The sequence below is a fragment of the Rothia mucilaginosa genome, assembly GCF_964210535.1.
Classification (GTDB): domain Bacteria; phylum Actinomycetota; class Actinomycetes; order Actinomycetales; family Micrococcaceae; genus Rothia; species Rothia mucilaginosa_F.
On record NZ_CAXOMR010000016.1, the window covers coordinates 1 to 16,295 of the forward strand.

Below are 16,295 nucleotides of genomic sequence, written 5' to 3' on the forward strand. Positions count from 1 at the left end.
TTGCTACCGCCATCGGGGGAGGGTGCATAGGCTATGCTCGGGGTGCGAGCGCCTCCAGCACCTGCTGTTGGACCGCCGCCGTATTACTTGCCACCAGGGACACCGGATGCACGCCGGAGACTGAAACGCCCGCGTGCTCGGGCAGGTCACCCTCCAGGGTGGAGGCGACGCCGCCAGCCTCACGAATCAGTGGTAGAAGCGCCGCCACCTCGTAGAACGACAGGGACGGATCAACCACGGTATCCACGGCACCCTCAGCGAGCATACACGCCGCCCAGAACGAACCGTACGCACGGGAACGACCAACTGACCCCAGAAGCTGTACAAGCTCGCCAGAGCGGTCCACAGCGCCTTCAGAAGCCCCCTTCCAGGAGGCGAGGTCGGTGTACGCGGCAGACAGCTGATCCAGCTGAGTCAGCGAGGACACCTCAAGACGAGTCGCTTGTGCCAAGGACTTACCCGTGTACGCGCCCGAACCGCGAGCAGCCCACCATCGGCGACCCAGCGCGGGTGCAGACACCACACCCACCACCGGCTCACCCTGATCCAGCAGAGCGATCAGAGTCGCCCACACCGGCACGCCGCGGCGAAAATTATCCAGCTCAGCAATCGGCGCAATCACCCACTGGCGCGACGCCTGACCGTTATAGCCGGCATGCTCACCGGCAATACCGTCACGAGTACGCACACGCGACAGCTGAGCGCGCAGAAGCTCCTCAACCTCCTGCGCCACACCCGAAGCGTAATCGGCAGGTTCCTGCTCCTGTACTTCCGGTTCTGCGGGCTGCTGAGTAGCCTGCTGCCACGGAGCCAACGGTGCCGCGGCGGGTGCCGCCTCAGTGGGCTCTACCACCTCAGAAACGGGGGAGAAGACCGGGCGGTCACGAAAACGCATAGCGCTCACACGATCGACGCTATCGGCAAGAATATGCGCAAGACGCAAATCGTCGGTGTACTGCTGGGGACGGCTCATAGTAATGCTCTTCTTCAGTATCGGTGATGTAGTCAGCAAAAATGTGTGTGCGGGAGGGGCAGAGAACCCTGCAGAGAACCCTAGACGAGAGCGCCCAGTTCCTTCTCCGAATCGCCCTCTTCAGGAGTCAGCAACAGCAACTTACGCAGCGACTCCAGGCGGGCGGGGCCGCTCTCACCGGCGTGACCGGCGGCAACGTACGCCTCCAGACCGCACTCGGGAGCCTGCGCCGCGTGAGTACACGCCTTCGGGCAATCCGCCGCGCCGGGTGCCAGGTCCACGAACGCCTCCACCACGGTCTCCGGGGGCACATGCGCCAGACCGAACGAACGAATACCAGGAGTATCAATAATCCAGGTGCCCGGCTCCAACGGCTCGCCATTCGCATTCACCGGACGCAACGCCAACGCCGACGAGGACGTGTGGCGGCCACGGCCCGTCACCGCGTTCACATGGCCAGTCGCACGCTCAGAGCCGGTCAGCGCATTCACCAGGGTAGACTTACCCACACCCGAGTGGCCCAGAAGCACCGACACCTGACCCAGCAGCTCCTGCAGAAGCTCCTGAACAGGCGCAGACTCCAAACCCTTCGCGCCCTCCTGGCTCGGAGCCAAACCATCCGAAGACGAAGACAACACAATCTTCAAACCGCTCGCCGCATAGTAATCCAGCAGGTTCTGCGGGTAGCGCACATCGGTCTTCGTAATGCACAGAATCGGCTCAATCCCGGCATCAAACGCCGCCACCACGGCACGGTCAATGAAACCGGTACGCGGCTCCGGGTTCGCCGCAGCAACCACAATCACCAGCTGCTGAGCGTTCGCCACAACCACGCGCTCCGACGGGTCAGTGTCATCGGCGCTACGGCGCAGAACGGAGGTGCGCTCGCCCAGCCGCACAATGCGCGCCAGGGTATCCTTCGCGCCGGAGGTGTCACCCACCAGATCCACAAAGTCACCGGTCACAATCGCGGTGCGGCGCAGCTCCTTAGCGCGCGCCGCAACGAGGGTACGCTCCTTCTCGGTACCCTCATCAACGACGACCGACCAGCGGCCGCGGTCCACCGTAATGACCCTGCCACGAATCGCTTCTTTGAAGGTCGGGCGGTCCTTCGTGCGGGGGCGGGAACCCTTCTTGTTCGGGCGCACGCGCACATCCGACTCATCCCATTCGGAGAAATCGCGCACGTTCATGCGGGAAGAACCCATTTAGATGACCTCCTGGTCAGCGGTAGCATCAGCGGTGGAGACGCCGGCCTGCCATTGCGCCAGCATGTCCTCCCACATTGCGGTAAATTCGGGCATGGTCTTAGCGACGGTGGCTACGTTCTGTACCACCACATTGCCGCGGCGCAGACCAATAATCGCCGCGAAGGTCGCCATGCGGTGATCGTCGTAGGTGCGCGCCAGAACCTGCGCAGCCTCAGTGTCAGCGGGGATGGGCGCCTCAATCACCAGCGAATCAGCGGTGTCGTGGGCGCTACCTCCCAGACGGTTAATCTCGGCGGCAAGCGCTGCGAGGCGGTCCGTCTCATGACCGCGCAGATGCGCAATACCGGTCAGCTCCACGCGGCCCTTCACGAAAGCACAGGCAGCCGCCATGGTCGGCGCCAGCTCACCACCGGCAGACAGATCAAAGGAGAAATCGCCCTCGGGAAGCTGCGCCGGACCGGTCACGGTCAGACGGCCCTCAGCGTAGCGAACCTGCGCACCCAGCGCGGGCAGAAGCTCACGCCACATATCGCCCACCTGGGTCGTACCCGCCGAAGAATCAGCCGCGGGTGCAGGCCAATGAGGAATAGTCACCGACTCGCTAGTAACCACGGCAGCGGCAAGGAACGGACCGGCATTCGACAGGTCCGGCTCAATGGTCATCTCAAAGCCGGGGAAGGAACCGGGGTGAACCGTCCAACGGTACTCGCCACCCTCTGCTTCGTTGCCTTGGTTCGGGTAGTGCTCCTGCACCCGGATACCCATCTGGCGCAGCGCCTCCACGGTCATCTGAACGTGCGGGATGGACGGCACCGAAGAGCCCTCATGCACCAGCACCATGCCCTGCGGCAGGCGAGGCGCCATCAGCAGCAGAGCCGAAACGAACTGGGAAGACGTCGAAGCATCAATACGAACCACGGGCGCCTCAGAGACACACTCAGCGGAAGCCAGGCCGGGGGAGCGCAGCACAAAGGGCAGAGCGTTTTCGCCCTGCTCACAATCCACCTGCACACCCAGCTGACGCAGACCCTCTAGGACCGGACCCATCGGACGCTGACGGGCGTGCGGGTCACCGTCAAAAGCGAACTCACCCGGCAGAAGCGCCGCCAGGGCGGGCACAAAACGCATCACGGTACCGGCAAGACCGCACTCAATCGACACGGTGCGCGGCTGGGCGGAATTTGCCTGCGCGAAGCTCAGGGGAGTGACTTTTACATCCGGACCGAACGGCGAATCGGTCGGCACCAGCTCAATACCCGCACCCAGCTGGCGCAGCGCCTCAATCATCAGCGCCGAATCGCGCGAATGCAGCGGCGCACGCAAATACGAGGGGGAATCAGCCAGAGCAGCAAGCAACAGATAACGGTTCGTGAGCGACTTAGAACCCGGAATATGCACCAGCGCGTTCTTGCCAGCGGCTTCGCTGGAGGCGGGTGCCAGGGGAGCGGACCAATCACCGGGGGAAAGCTGCACTGCTGCGTCGCTCATACATCCTCTTCTGGTTCAAATTATGGGGAGGGCGCAGACTCAGAGACGCTGCGCCGGTTGACGTCTACCCCTATTCTACCGGTTGAGGGTTTGCGAGCCGCTGAGGGCTCCAGCGGTGAGATAGGCAGCGCGAACCAGACAGCGCGAACCAAACAATACGCGTAAAGGCGGCGCACCGTTATTGGTGCACCGCCTTCACTCATCATCAGATGTCTATACCCCCAGCGGGGTAAGAGCCTGAGGCAGCTTAGAGGTTAGCCTCGGCGCAGAACTTCTGCACATCCTGCAGCAGACGCGCCTTCAGCTGCTCGGGCGCCTGCTGAGCGCACGAAGAACGCATCTTCTCACGAATCATCAGCTCAAAGTCCTTCACATCCGCGCACTCGGGGCAGGCATCCAGATGCGACTGAACCGTGCGCAGCTGCTCGGGGCTCAGCTCCCTATCGAGGAATTCGTAGAGGCGCTTGAGGGCCGCCGAGCAGGGCTGGCCGCCGCAATCCTCCAGCGGCTCAGAAGCCGCGGAGGCTTCAGGGACAGAAGAATTCTTGTCTGTGGTTGACATCGGGGTTCCTTTCACACGGAAGGTATAAAGCGTTAGGGGAGTCTAGCCCCAACCTCATGGGGCTAGCTCACGTGTAGAAGAGCGAAGCTAAGAATCCGCAGGCGCCTCGGAGCCAGAGCCCGCCGGAGGGGACTTTACGCCCTTGGCCGCCTTAGCGCCCTTGGTAGCCTTTGCAGGTTGCGCCTTAGCGCTCGCCTTTGCAGCGGCTTTCGCCTCAGCCTTCGCTTCTACCTTTGCGATGGTTGACGGGCGCAGACCGTTCTCACGCGCATAATCGAGCAGCTTCTCACGCAGAATACGGCGGCCACGATGCAGGCGAGACATCACCGTGCCCAGGGGGATATCCAGAATCTCCGCAATATCCTTGTACGCGAACCCCTCCACATCGGAGTAGTACACCACCATGCGGAAATCCTCAGAGAGCTCGTTCAGAGCCTCACGAACCTCCGTATTCGGCAGGGCACTCAGCGCCTCCGCCTCGGCAGAACGCAGACCCACCGCATCATGCTCACCGGCCTGAGCCAGCTGCCAATCCTCCACCGTCTCACCCTGAGACTGCTGCGGCTCACGCTGACGCTTACGGTACAAATTGATGTACGTATTCGTCAGGATGCGGTACAGCCACGCCTTCAGATTCGTACCCTCGGTGAACTGGTGGTACGAAGCAAAAGCCTTCATGTAGGTTTCCTGCACCAAGTCTTCAGCATCGGCAGAGTTGCGGCTCATCCGCAGGGCGGCAGCGTAGAGCTGATCCACATACTGCATAGCGTCCGCGGTAAAGCGTTCGCGTAGCTCGCGGGTATCCGCCGCGGTGTTGGTTTCAGCCATGTTTCTCCTCTACAGGAACGCGCCAGGCGTTCACTTCCATAACGTAGAATTCTTCTCTTTATTCCGCAGAATGCGCACAAACATCTGCGGGTAAAGCAAAACCCCGGGTCCGAATAATATCCGAAACGCCGGGGTTTTAAAGTGTATGCAAGATACCTTATGCGTTGGGGCGCTTACCGTGGTTTGCGCCGCCCTTACGACGGTCCTTGCGCTTACGACCGCGCTTGCTCATCAGAGCCTCCTTATAGTGTTCATGGATGCACGCCCCACCTTCGCGGTGCGTGCTCCCTATTACCTGCCCTAGCAGAGGCGGTCACCGAAACCGGTGGTCCACGCTATAAGGGCAACGCCGTCTATTTTTTCATAGAAACGGCATGATTGCATCTTGGAACCGGGATATGAGCTAAAAAACACGAACTTTCTTCGCCTCAACTCACCGTCCCAGCCGGGGGAGCGGGCTCTTAGCCGTGCTCAGGAATGTTCAGCCAGTTGTACCAGCCGCGGTGCAGAACCAGCCACGCCATCAGACCGTAACCGGACTGACCCGGGCGGCCGTCATTAGCGGCAAGGTCGTTGCGCCACTGCTCATGGTGAAGCAGCGGGTTGAACGTATCCACGTACACGTGGTTACGGCGGGTCACCACATCCGCGTACGCCGCCGACAGGTCAGCGATACGGCGGTTACGCTCAGCGTCCAGGGTCGGCGGAGGACCAACAACCAGAACCTTAATATTGTTCTGCGACGCCATGTCCACAATGTTCGCCAGGTTCAAACGCGAACGAGCGCTGGTCAGACCCAAATCAATGTCAAAGGTCGACGGAGCAATAATGAGGCGGTTATCAGCCCCGGGAACGAAGCGGCGGCGCGCCTCCTCGAACCAGCGTGCATTCAGCTGCTCGCTACCTTCATTGGGTGCGGCAAGGTTATATGCCGCAATGGATGCAGTGGTCTGCGGGGTGCGCGCCATAACACGGCCAAACCAGCCGAGGGTACGGGGATCGCCAACACCGGCGAGCAGGTCATCGCCGACTGCCACAATTCGAATATTGCGTTGCTCCACGGAATTCTTTCTTCTGCAGTATGCGCCCGCCGTGAGAGGCGGCAAGGCACGTGAGTAATAGTCTTTATATCTAGGATAAGCGCTTACCGGCCTCTTTTCGAACTTAATACCCTATCCGGCAAGTATCCGAGACTAAAAAACCCGTCTTCCCGCCAGAAACATCTGACGGGAAGACGGGTTTTGAAGAGCTAAATCATGAGCCGATCAGCTATAGAAGACCTTAGCCTTCGAAGACCTGCTTGAGCAGAGCCTCAGCCTCAGCTGCGTGCAGCTTACCGGTACCGGCAGCCGGGGAAGCAGCTGCGGGGCGGGAAGCCAGGCGCATACGGCGGTCAATCAGCGGCTGCAGGTTGAGAGCCATGAACGGCCACTGACCCTGGTTAGCAGGCTCGTCCTGAGCCCACACAACGTCGGTAGCGTTCGAGTACAGAGCCAGCTGCTCCTTAATCTCCTGCTCGGGCAGCGGGTACAGCTGCTCCACCGAGACAATAGCAGTCTTGGTGTCGCCGCGGCGCTCGCGCTCCGCCTCCAGATCGTAGTAGAGACGACCGGATACGAAGACCACACGCTCAACCTGAGCCGGGTTAATACCCGAACGGTCACCAATCACCGGCTGGAACGAACCCTCGGTGAAGTCCTCGATGGAGGACGCAGCAGCCTTCAGGCGCAGCAGCTGCTTGGGGCTGATCACCACGAGCGGCTTGTACGGACGGTGCTGCGAGTGGCGACGCAGCAGGTGGAAGTGCGAAGCCGGGGTCGAGGGGCAAGCCACAGTCATGTTGTTCTCAGCGCAGAGCTGCAGGTAACGCTCAACACGAGCCGAGGAGTGGTCAGGACCCTGACCCTCGTAGCCGTGAGGAAGCAGCATGACCAGCGAGGAGCGCTGGCCCCACTTCTGCTCGGAGGAGGACACGAACTCATCAATGATGGTCTGAGCACCGTTCGCGAAGTCACCGAACTGAGCCTCCCATACCACGAGCGAGTCGGGGCGCTCCACCGAGTAGCCGTACTCGAAGCCGAGAACGCCGTACTCAGAGAGGAAGGAGTTGTAGATGCGGAACTTGCCCTGGTTCTCAGAGAGGTGCTCCAGCGGCGACCACTCTTCATCAGTGATGTGGTCGTGCAGAACAGCGTGACGCTGAACGAAGGTACCGCGCTGAACATCCTGACCGCTCATACGAACGTCGGTGCCCTCCATCAGCAGCGAACCGAAGGCGAGCAGTTCACCCATACCCCAGTTCACGTTGCCGGTGCGGCCCATCTCAACGCGCTGCTCCATGAGCTTCTTCAGCTTCTTGTGGATGGTGAAGCCCTCAGGAGCCTTGCCGAACGCATCAGCAATGTGCTGGAAGGTCTCCAGCGAGATGGCGGTCTTGCCAGCGTGAACGACCTCGGTGTTCTGCTGAGCAGCCGGCAGTTCCAGACCGGAAACGTGCGGAGCAGTCGGAGCCGGTGCCGAAGACTGAGTCTCGACGAAGATAGCGTCCAGCTTCGAGTGGTAGGAATCCAGAACCTCGTCTGCCTCCTCCTGGGAGACATCGCCACGACCGACCAGGTCCTGTGCGTACAGGGTGCGGGTCGAAGGCAGAGCGTCGATGTCCTGGTACATCTTCGGCTGGGTCATCGACGGATCATCAGCCTCGTTGTGACCGCGGCGGCGGTAGCAAATCAGGTCAATGACAACGTCGCGACCGAAGCGCTCACGGTACTCGAATGCCAGGCGTGCGGCGCGAACCACTGCATCCGGGTCATCAGCGTTGACATGGAAGACCGGAGCCTTAGTCATACGCGCAATGTCGGTAGCGTGGGTTGCGGTGCGGCCGTCGTTGGGCAGGGTGGTGAAGCCAATCTGGTTGTTCACCACAACGTGTACGGTGCCGCCGGTGGTGTAAGCCTTCAGGTCAGCCATCTGCAGGGTCTCCATGACGATGCCCTGGCCAGCGAACGCTGCGTCACCGTGAATCAGGATCGGCAGGACCGGGTGGCCCTCAACGCCCTGCTCGCGGTAGACGTCCTGCTTAGCGCGGACGATACCCTCGAGCACGGTGTTTGCAGCCTCAAGGTGCGAGGGGTTAGCGGCAACGTACACCTGGGTCTGCTTACCGGAATCGGAGGTGAAGACACCCTCGGTACCGAGGTGGTACTTCACGTCACCGGAGCCACCCTCGTAGGGTGCTGCGGTGCCGGAGAACTCACGGAAAATCTGAGCGTAGGACTTACCAGCAATGTTGGTCAGCACGTTCAGGCGACCGCGGTGTGCCATACCAATGGCAACGCCCTTCAGGTCGTTGTTAGCGGCCTTGTCCAGAACAGCGTCCAGCAGCGGAATCAGGGACTCGCCGCCCTCCAGGGAGAAGCGCTTCTGACCCAGGTACTTGGTCTGCAGGAAGTTCTCGAATGCCTCAGCCTCAACCAGCTTGGAGAGAACACGCAGCTGCTCCTCGCGGGTGGGCTTAGCAGCACCGCGCTCCAGGCGCTCCTGGAACCATGCACGAACCTCGGGGTCCTCAGAGTACATGTACTCAACGGACAGGGAACCGGAGTATGCCTCGTGCAGGCGCTCCAGGATGGTGCGCAGCGGCAGACGCTCGGAACCGCCGAAGCCACCGGTCGGGTAGACGCGGTCCAGATCCCACAGGGTCAGGCCGTAGTTCTCCAGCTTCAGGTCCGGGTGCGAACGCATCTTGTAACCAACGGGGTTGGTTGCTGCGGTCAGGTGGCCGTGCACGCGGTACGCGTGAATCAGCTGCTGGATACGTGCAACCTTGGAAATCTCGTGAGCGTCATCGACGTGGTTGTCGCGTGCCCAACGAACCGGCTCGAAAGGAACCTTCAGATCGCGGAAGATTGCGTCGTAGAAGTCGTCGCCGCCGAGCAGGTAGTGCTCAACCAGCTTCAGGAACTCACCGGAACCTGCACCCTGAATGACGCGGTGGTCGTAGGTGCTGGTCAGGGTGATGATCTTGGACAGACCCTGCTGGGTGATGAGCTTCTCGGACAGGCCGCGGAACTCAGCCGGGTACTCCAGAGCACCCACACCGATGATGGCTGCCTGGCCCTTAGAAAGGCGGGGCACCGAGTGGACGGTACCAATACCACCGGGGTTGGTCAGCGAAACAGTGGTGCCGCGGAAGTCCTCAATGGTCAGCGCGCCGTTACGGCCACGCTTAACGATGTCGTTGTACGCATCCCAGAACTCGCGGAAGCTCAGCTGCTCAGCACCCTTAAGGTTCGGAACCACCAGGTTGCGGGAACCGTCGGGGCGGGGCAGGTCAATAGCCAGACCAAAGTTCACGTGCGCGTTGTGGATTGCAACGGGCTTGCCCTTCTCATCCACGCCGTAGGTTACGTTCATCGAGGGCATCGCTGCCACTGCGCGAATCACAGCGTAACCAATGATGTGGGTGAAGGAAACCTTGCCGCCGCGGGTGCTTGCCAGGTAATTGTTGATCGCTGCGCGGTTCTCGATGAGCAGCTTTGCGGGGACCGCACGAACGGTGGTTGCGGTGGGGACAGTCAGCGACTCTTCCATGGTCGTGACGACTGCCTTAGCAGGGCCGCGGAGGGGGACAATCTTGTCTTCAGCAGGTTCCACAGTTTCAGCCTTCTTGGTAGCAGCGGGAGGGGTGGGGGTAGCAGGCGCAGCCGCAGGCTTCGGTGCCGCGGGAGCGGGAGTTGCAGCAGGTGCGGCAGGTGCAGCCGGTGCGGCGGGTGCCGCAGCAGGAGCTGCACTAGCGGTACCGGCACCTCCCAGCGCCTTGTCGATGGTCTCAAAAATGGGCCACCATGAAGGGTCCACGAGGTTCTTGTCCTTCTGGTAACGCTCGTACTGTTCTTCAACGAACCATTCGTTACCGGCAAATTCCTCAGGCACCAGATGTTCTGGCAGATTTGGCACGTTAAACGCCTCTTCCAATTAGTGTGAATTTATCCGTCGCGTCCGGGACTCTCCCCGGCATAGACGACCCGCGTCTTCGAGGGGCGAATCATCACGCTGAGCATGTGCGCATCGCCTATGGTGGTGGCCGTATGTGCGGGGTGTGCACCGTACAAACCTGCCTAGCGTGCCGTGAACGTCGGAGTTCATCCGCTTGCATGGCGGCACACTCATGCTCCTATGTATAAGTGTAAAGAGAATCACGGTGAACTTTCCAGCTCATCGCGCCATATCCGCAATGCAATTTTTCACTGTACGCGGTTCAAAGGGTGTTGAAGGTGCACGCGGCCCACGCGTGTGCCTGTGAGAGGGCACCCTAAGACGGGGGATAAGGGCGAAACCTTCGCTAAAATATTGGGTATGGATGACCCTTTGAGTAAGACCCTGAATACTAGTCAACGCAGAATACTGCCCGAATACTCGGCGCTCCGTACCGTGATGTTCCGTGCAGCTACCCGTGAAAACACCCCGCTTTCGAGTGCCCAGCATCTGGACACCTCCCGCGCGGTGGTGCTTCACCAGAACCGAGTCGCCGCACACCAGTCGATGGAGGCGGTGGCTGAGTGGATCTAATCCTCCTGCTCATCGGCCTACTCCTCATCCTGGGAACGGGCTTTTTCGTTGCCGTAGAGTTCTCCCTCGTGGCGCTCGAAACCGCCACCGTGCAGCAGGCAAAGGACTCCGGTGATAAAGCCGCCGACGCCGTCCTGCGCTGCCTCAAGACGCTCTCTACTCAGCTCTCCAGCTGCCAGATTGGTATCACCATCACCACGCTGCTGACCGGTTACACCCTCGATGCCGCCATCAAGGCGCTCACCACCGGTGCCATCAACAGCTTGGGTCTGCCCACCAGCGTGACCGACGTGCTCACCCTGGTACTGGCGATGCTCATCGCAACCCTGCTCTCTATGGTCGTCGGTGAGTTGCTCCCCAAGGGCCTCGCCATTGCCGAACCCTACGACGTGGCACGCCGAGTTGCCCCCGCGCAGCTCGCCTTCACCCGCGTCATGTCCCCGCTTGTGCGCGTCATGAACGGCTCCGCCAACTGGATTCTTGGACGCTTCGGCATGGAAGCCAAAGAAGAACTCTCCGCGGCACGCACCCCCGAAGAGCTCTCCTCCATGGTGCGCCGCTCCGCAGAAGAAGGCACCCTCGACTCCGATGCGGCACGCTTCGTGGACCGCACCCTGCGCTTCTCCGAGCTGACCGCTTCCGAAGTGATGACCCCGCGCGGCCAGGTCGCCATGCTCGAAGACACCGCACCCGTCACCGAGGTCATCGAACTGGCACGCTCCACTGGCCACTCCCGATTCCCGCTCTACAAGGGCGACCACGACAACATCGTGGGCGTCGTGCACGTGAAGAAGGCAGTCGGCGTACCCCCGGAAGTTCGAGAAACCCTCGAAGCCGGAGCCCTCGCAGAAGACGTGCTGCAGGTCCCCGAAACCCTCCACCTGGACGCGCTGCTCACCCAGCTACGCCAGGGCGCACTGCAGCTCGCCGTGGTCCTCGACGAATACGGCGGAACCGCAGGCATTGCAACCCTCGAAGACCTCGTTGAAGAAATCGTCGGCGAAGTCTCCGATGAGCACGACCGCGGCCGCACCGAACGCCCCCTGCGCTACGGCAATGGCGACTGGGTGTTCTCCGGCCTGCGCCGCCCCGACGAAATCAACGCGCTCATCCCCGGACTCGAGGTTGAAGAAAGCCCCGAATACGAAACCGTCGGCGGCTTCATGATGGAACGGCTCGGCCGCATCCCCGAAGTCGGCGACAGCGTCCCCGTACCCGGCGGCACCCTGCGCGTCGATACCCTCGAAGGCCGCCGCGTCGACCGCATCCGATTCACCCCCGCACCTAGCGCACAGGAACAGACCGAGAAGGGAGGCAACGCATGAACGACTGGGTAGCCATCGCACTGCTCGTCATCCTGCTCGCCGGAAACGCCTTCTTCGTCGCCGGTGAATTCGCCATCATGTCCACCCGACGAGCGCAAATCGAACCGCTCGCCGAAGAAGGCAATAAGCGAGCGCAGACCGTCATCTACGCCCTAGAGAACGTCTCGCTCATGCTCGCCACCTGCCAGCTGGGCATTACCATCTGCTCGTTGCTGATTCTGAACGTCTCGGAGCCGGCGCTGCACCACCTGCTGGAAGTGCCCCTGCATCTGGTCGGCCTGCCCCACGCCATCGTGGACGTGCTCGCCTTTGGCGTCACTCTGATTCTGGTCACCTACCTGCACGTGATCTTTGGCGAGATGGTTCCCAAGAACGCCGCAGTGACCCTCGCCGCTCGCGGTGTCGCTCTCTGGATTGTGCCGACCCTGGTGACCTTCTCCAAGATTTTCGCCCCCGTGGTCGCCCTGCTGAACAACCTGTCCAATAAGCTACTGTCGCTCATGAAGGTTGAAGCGAAGGACGAAGTCGCCTCCACCTTTACTCTGGGTGAGCTGCAGACCATCGTGGCAACCTCAACCGCGGAAGGCACCGTGGAAGACGACGCCGGCGTGATTGAAAGCGCCCTCGAATTCACCGAGAAAGACGTCTACGAAATCATGGTGCCCGGCGATAAGCTCGTCACCCTGCCCTTCGGCTGCACCCCCGCCGAACTGGAACGTGCCGTGGCACGTAGCGGCTACTCCCGCTTCGTCATTACCGATAGCGACGGAACCTACATGGGCTACCTGCACGTGAAGGACGCCCTCGCCATCGCCCCCGAACGGTTCGAGGAGCCCTTCCCCTGGTACAAGCTGCGTTCCCTGGACACGCTCACCCCGACCACCGATATTGACGATGCGCTCGCCTCCATGCAGCGCAGCCGCACCCATATCGCGCAGGTTATGGACGAGCACGGTACCACCCTCGGCGTGGTCTTCCTGGAAGACGTGCTGGAGGAGCTCGTCGGCGAAATCAACGACACCACCCAGGACGCGGTGCGTGAGCGTCTACGCCGCCAGCAGGCGCGCGAAGCGCAGTAATAAGCCCAATAGCCGCATCGTGAGATATTCCGAGTAAATCAAGGAAATCTTGAGGCATACAGCCCGCCCGGTGCCCTCGTCAAGGAGGGCTCAGGGCGGGCTGTTTTGCGGTCAAAAACGGCTTATGGATGCACCCCAGGGGCACTCTCAGACGGCGGGATGAAGCGGCAGTATAAAGTAGCGGTGGGGGAGCGCAGTAGGCTGAGCTAACTATCCCTGTTGCATAAGCTACTGACAGGGAAAAGGGTTGCCTAACAGCACCCAAATGACACCAATAAAGAGTTGTTTATACGGGTGTGCGCATGATGTAGTTAAGGAACCTACAGACTAGAACGAACCGAAAGAGAGCCCTCATGTCGCACCCGAAGATCACCCGCAAGCACTTCCTCACCGCAATGGGCTCACTCGCCGCGTCCTCCCTGCTGCTGGCAGGCTGCGCAACCGAGAACAAGACCTCCTCCGGTTCGTCCTCCTCGGCTGGCTCCAACAACGGCAAGGTGAAGGTCGTCGCCTCCACCGACGTCTACGCAGACATCGCCAAGCAGGTCGGCGGCGACTACATTGAGGTCACCGCGCTCATCTCCTCCACCAGCACCGATCCCCACTCCTACGAAGCCACCAGCGCCGACCGCCTCAAGGCAAAGGACGCATCCCTGATCGTCATCAACGGCGCAGGCTACGATCTGTTCCTCGAAGACCTCGCCGGCAAGGACAACGCCTCCCAGAAGATCGTGAACGCGGTCAAGGTCAGCGGCAAGCTCACCGACGCCGAATACACCCACCTGGTCGAGGACCACCGCGGCGGCGAACACCACGAAGACGGCGGCGACCACGCCCACGCACACGAGTTCAACGAGCACCTCTGGTACGACTTCGAAACCATGAAGAAGGTCGCCCAGAAGATCGCTGAAGAGCTCGCAGGCCTCGACTCCGCACACGCTGAGGCATTCCGCACCAACGCATCCACCTTCTCCAAGGAACTGGACGCACTGGACACCACCGCCAAGGCAATCGCCGGTGAAGGCAAGAAGTACATGTCCACCGAGCCCGTGCCGGACTACCTGATCTCCTCCACCGGCGCAGAGAACGCAACCCCCAGCGAATTCGCTGAGGCGGCAGAAGCCGGCAACGACGTTCCCGCCCTCGTCCTGAAGGAAACCAAGGACATGGTCACTGAGAAGAAGGTCCAGCTGCTCGCCTACAACGAGCAGACCTCCACCTCCCAGACCAACGAGGTGCTGCAGGCAGCTAAGGACGCATCGGTGAACTACGTATCCTTCACCGAAACCCTGCCCGAGAACACCAACTACCTGGCATGGATGAAGACCAACGTCAGCAACCTCGAAAAGGCGCTCTCCTAAGTGACTGACAACAATAACGGTGCCGCCCCCGCGATTTCCATTCGCGGGGGTAGCCTCGCTTTCGGGGCCCGCACCCTCTGGAAAGATCTAACCCTCGACATCGGCGCAGGCGAATACTTCGCTGTGCTTGGCCCCAACGGCTCCGGCAAGTCCACCTTCCTCAAGGTCGTCCTCGGCCTGACCGGACTCAACGCCGGCGAAATCTCCGTACTTGGCAAGCCCGCACGCCTGGGCAACGCCGGCGTCGGCTACGTGCCGCAGCAGAAGTCCATCCCCACCTCCACCCCGATGCGCGCCCGCGACCTCGTGGGACTGGGCGTGGACGGGCACCGCTGGGGCATCCGCCTGCACGGCAGAAAGTACCGCGCCAAGGTTGACGAACTCCTCGAAGCCGTCGGCGCGACCGAGTACGCGAACGTGCCGGTGGGTCTGCTCTCCGGTGGCGAGCAGCAGCGTCTGCGTATCGCTCAGGCGCTCGCGAACGATCCGAAGATTCTGCTGGCTGACGAGGCGCTACTCTCCCTGGACCTGAACCACCAGTACGCGGTGGCTGAGCTGATTCACCGTTTCAACCGTGAACGCGGAGTAGCGGTGGTGTTCGTGACCCACGAAATCAACCCCATCATCGAGCATGTGGACCGCGTGCTCTACCTGGCGAACGGTCGTTTCACGGTCGGCTCGGTCGAAGAGGTCATGACGAGCGAGACCCTCACCTCCCTGTACGGAACCCCGGTGAGCGTGCTCAAGTCCAATGGCCGCTACGTGGTGGTGGGTGAGACCCACGCCAGCGACCACTGCCATATTGAGGGCACCGACCAGAACATTCACGGATCCCACCTGAAGTCTGGCCCGTCCGAGACGCAGCGCACCCTACACCTTCCGGGAGGAACCACTCGATGACCATTCTTGCTTCCCTCCCCGCTCTGGCACCGGTTGCCGCCGCGCAGAATGATTTGCTCTCCCGTATCTTCGTTTTTGACCGCTACGGCGAGCTGCTGCAGATGCTGCAGAACTCCATTTTTGCTGGCGCTGTTCTGGGCCTTATCGGTGGTTTCGTCGGTATTTTTGTGATGATGCGCGACCATGCCTTTGCGGTGCACGGCGTCTCTGAAATGTCTTTCGCGGGTGCCGCCCTTGCCCTGTTGCTCGGCTATGACGTGGTGACCGGCTCCATGGTCGGTTCGATTGCCTCGGCTCTGCTGATTGCCTTTCTGGGCTCTAAGGCGAGCAATTCGAACTCGGTCATTGGTGCGCTCATGCCGTTCGGCTTGGGCTTGGGTATTCTCTTCCTCTCCCTGTACCAGGGCCGTAGCGCGAATAAGTTTGGTCTGCTGACCGGTCAGATTGTGTCCGTGGATGCCGACCAGCTGCACACCATGATTATTGGTGCGGTGGTTATTATTTCCCTGCTGGTGATGGTGTGGCGTCCGCTGAGCTTTGCTTCCCTGGACCCGGAGGTCGCGCGCGCTAAGGGCGTGCCGATGCGCTTTTTGTCCCTGGTGTTCATGGTGATTCTGGGTATTGCTGTGGCGCTGTCTGTGCAGGTGGTCGGTTCGCTGCTGGTGCTGGCGCTGCTGATTACTCCGGCGGCTGCGGCGATGCAGGTGACTGCCTCTCCGGTACGCACCCTAATCCTGTCGGTGCTGTTCGCGGAGGCGTCCATTGTGGGCGGTATTCTGCTGGCTCTTGCCGGTTCGCTGCCGATTAGCCCCTACGTGACCAGCATTTCCTTCCTGATTTACGTGGTGTGCCGTGTGATTGGTGGCGTGAAGCGCCGCCATAGCGCGTCGGGCCGCCAACTGGCTGAGAAGGCATAAGACCTATAGAAAGAGCCCCACCTCGGGAATGAGGTGGGGCTCTTTCGTTGTCGTGCTGTGTTAGCGCTACGGGTCATGTA

General features: G+C 61.2%; 14 protein-coding genes. 6 read left to right on the forward strand and 8 right to left on the reverse strand.

Going from position 1 to position 16,295, the window contains the following annotated elements:
- Nucleotides 1-31: 31 nt before the first annotated feature.
- From AB8C10_RS06240 to AB8C10_RS06270, 8 genes are all read right to left on the reverse strand, one after another.
- Nucleotides 32-973 carry an inositol monophosphatase family protein gene (locus tag AB8C10_RS06240; RefSeq protein WP_368867195.1) on the reverse strand — a complete coding sequence of 314 codons (942 nt, stop codon included), beginning with the start codon at nt 971-973 and terminating at the stop codon, nt 32-34.
- An 80-nt stretch (nt 974-1,053) separates the two neighbouring features.
- A complete protein-coding gene (gene rsgA, locus AB8C10_RS06245) occupies nt 1,054-2,181 on the reverse strand; it encodes a ribosome small subunit-dependent GTPase A (protein ID WP_368867196.1) in 1,128 nt (375 codons plus the stop codon).
- Complete coding sequence (gene aroA / locus AB8C10_RS06250; protein WP_368867197.1) at nt 2,182-3,672, reverse strand: 3-phosphoshikimate 1-carboxyvinyltransferase; 1,491 nt, start codon at nt 3,670-3,672, stop codon at nt 2,182-2,184.
- A 247-nt stretch (nt 3,673-3,919) separates the two neighbouring features.
- Nucleotides 3,920-4,234 carry a mycothiol system anti-sigma-R factor gene (gene rsrA, locus AB8C10_RS06255; protein ID WP_368867198.1) on the reverse strand — a complete coding sequence of 105 codons (315 nt, stop codon included), beginning with the start codon at nt 4,232-4,234 and terminating at the stop codon, nt 3,920-3,922.
- An 87-nt stretch (nt 4,235-4,321) separates the two neighbouring features.
- Complete coding sequence (locus AB8C10_RS06260; RefSeq protein ID WP_368867199.1) at nt 4,322-5,062, reverse strand: sigma-70 family RNA polymerase sigma factor; 741 nt, start codon at nt 5,060-5,062, stop codon at nt 4,322-4,324.
- 157 nt (nt 5,063-5,219) lie between these two features.
- Nucleotides 5,220-5,294 (reverse strand): 50S ribosomal protein bL37, encoded by a 75-nt coding sequence (locus AB8C10_RS09265; RefSeq protein WP_095343185.1) that lies wholly within the window; start codon nt 5,292-5,294, stop codon nt 5,220-5,222.
- A 229-nt stretch (nt 5,295-5,523) separates the two neighbouring features.
- On the reverse strand, nt 5,524-6,123 hold the full coding sequence (locus AB8C10_RS06265; RefSeq protein WP_005505446.1) for a GDSL-type esterase/lipase family protein: 600 nt from the start codon (nt 6,121-6,123) through the stop codon (nt 5,524-5,526).
- Nucleotides 6,124-6,343: 220 nt separating this feature from the next.
- Nucleotides 6,344-10,021 (reverse strand): multifunctional oxoglutarate decarboxylase/oxoglutarate dehydrogenase thiamine pyrophosphate-binding subunit/dihydrolipoyllysine-residue succinyltransferase subunit, encoded by a 3,678-nt coding sequence (locus tag AB8C10_RS06270; RefSeq protein WP_368867200.1) that lies wholly within the window; start codon nt 10,019-10,021, stop codon nt 6,344-6,346.
- 411 nt (nt 10,022-10,432) lie between these two features.
- Between AB8C10_RS06270 and AB8C10_RS06275 the strand changes: the two genes are divergently transcribed.
- The 6 genes from AB8C10_RS06275 to AB8C10_RS06300 all read left to right on the forward strand — a co-directional run bounded on the left by AB8C10_RS06275 (nt 10,433) and on the right by AB8C10_RS06300 (nt 16,215).
- The gene (locus AB8C10_RS06275) at nt 10,433-10,633 is read left to right on the forward strand and encodes a hypothetical protein (RefSeq protein ID WP_368867201.1); all 201 of its coding nucleotides are present in this window, start codon (nt 10,433-10,435) and stop codon (nt 10,631-10,633) included.
- Nucleotides 10,624-11,958 (forward strand): hemolysin family protein, encoded by a 1,335-nt coding sequence (locus AB8C10_RS06280; protein ID WP_368867202.1) that lies wholly within the window; start codon nt 10,624-10,626, stop codon nt 11,956-11,958. Before AB8C10_RS06275 ends, AB8C10_RS06280 begins: the two co-directional genes overlap by 10 nt.
- Nucleotides 11,955-13,037: a hemolysin family protein gene (locus tag AB8C10_RS06285; RefSeq protein ID WP_368867203.1), complete on the forward strand. Its 1,083-nt coding sequence runs from the start codon at nt 11,955-11,957 to the stop codon at nt 13,035-13,037. The genes AB8C10_RS06280 and AB8C10_RS06285 overlap by 4 nt, the downstream gene beginning before the upstream one ends.
- 353 nt (nt 13,038-13,390) lie before the next feature.
- Complete coding sequence (locus AB8C10_RS06290) at nt 13,391-14,398, forward strand: metal ABC transporter solute-binding protein, Zn/Mn family (protein WP_368867204.1); 1,008 nt, start codon at nt 13,391-13,393, stop codon at nt 14,396-14,398.
- Nucleotides 14,399-15,298 carry a metal ABC transporter ATP-binding protein gene (locus tag AB8C10_RS06295; RefSeq protein ID WP_368867205.1) on the forward strand — a complete coding sequence of 300 codons (900 nt, stop codon included), beginning with the start codon at nt 14,399-14,401 and terminating at the stop codon, nt 15,296-15,298.
- Nucleotides 15,295-16,215, forward strand: coding sequence for a metal ABC transporter permease (locus tag AB8C10_RS06300; RefSeq protein ID WP_005505453.1), 921 nt, complete (start codon nt 15,295-15,297; stop codon nt 16,213-16,215). Before AB8C10_RS06295 ends, AB8C10_RS06300 begins: the two co-directional genes overlap by 4 nt.
- Nucleotides 16,216-16,295: the final 80 nt, after the last annotated feature.

Bases quoted from the DNA above. Each gene is read 5' to 3' on its own strand.
- AB8C10_RS06240 (WP_368867195.1), bottom strand. From the start codon at position 973: ATGAGCCGTCCCCAGCAGTACACCGACGATTTGCGTCTTGCGCATATT.
- rsgA (WP_368867196.1), bottom strand. From the start codon at position 2,181: ATGGGTTCTTCCCGCATGAACGTGCGCGATTTCTCCGAATGGGATGAG.
- aroA (WP_368867197.1), bottom strand. From the start codon at position 3,672: ATGAGCGACGCAGCAGTGCAGCTTTCCCCCGGTGATTGGTCCGCTCCC.
- rsrA (WP_368867198.1), bottom strand. From the start codon at position 4,234: ATGTCAACCACAGACAAGAATTCTTCTGTCCCTGAAGCCTCCGCGGCT.
- AB8C10_RS06260 (WP_368867199.1), bottom strand. From the start codon at position 5,062: ATGGCTGAAACCAACACCGCGGCGGATACCCGCGAGCTACGCGAACGC.
- AB8C10_RS06285 (WP_368867203.1), top strand. From the start codon at position 11,955: ATGAACGACTGGGTAGCCATCGCACTGCTCGTCATCCTGCTCGCCGGA.
- AB8C10_RS06290 (WP_368867204.1), top strand. From the start codon at position 13,391: ATGTCGCACCCGAAGATCACCCGCAAGCACTTCCTCACCGCAATGGGC.
- AB8C10_RS06300 (WP_005505453.1), top strand. From the start codon at position 15,295: ATGACCATTCTTGCTTCCCTCCCCGCTCTGGCACCGGTTGCCGCCGCG.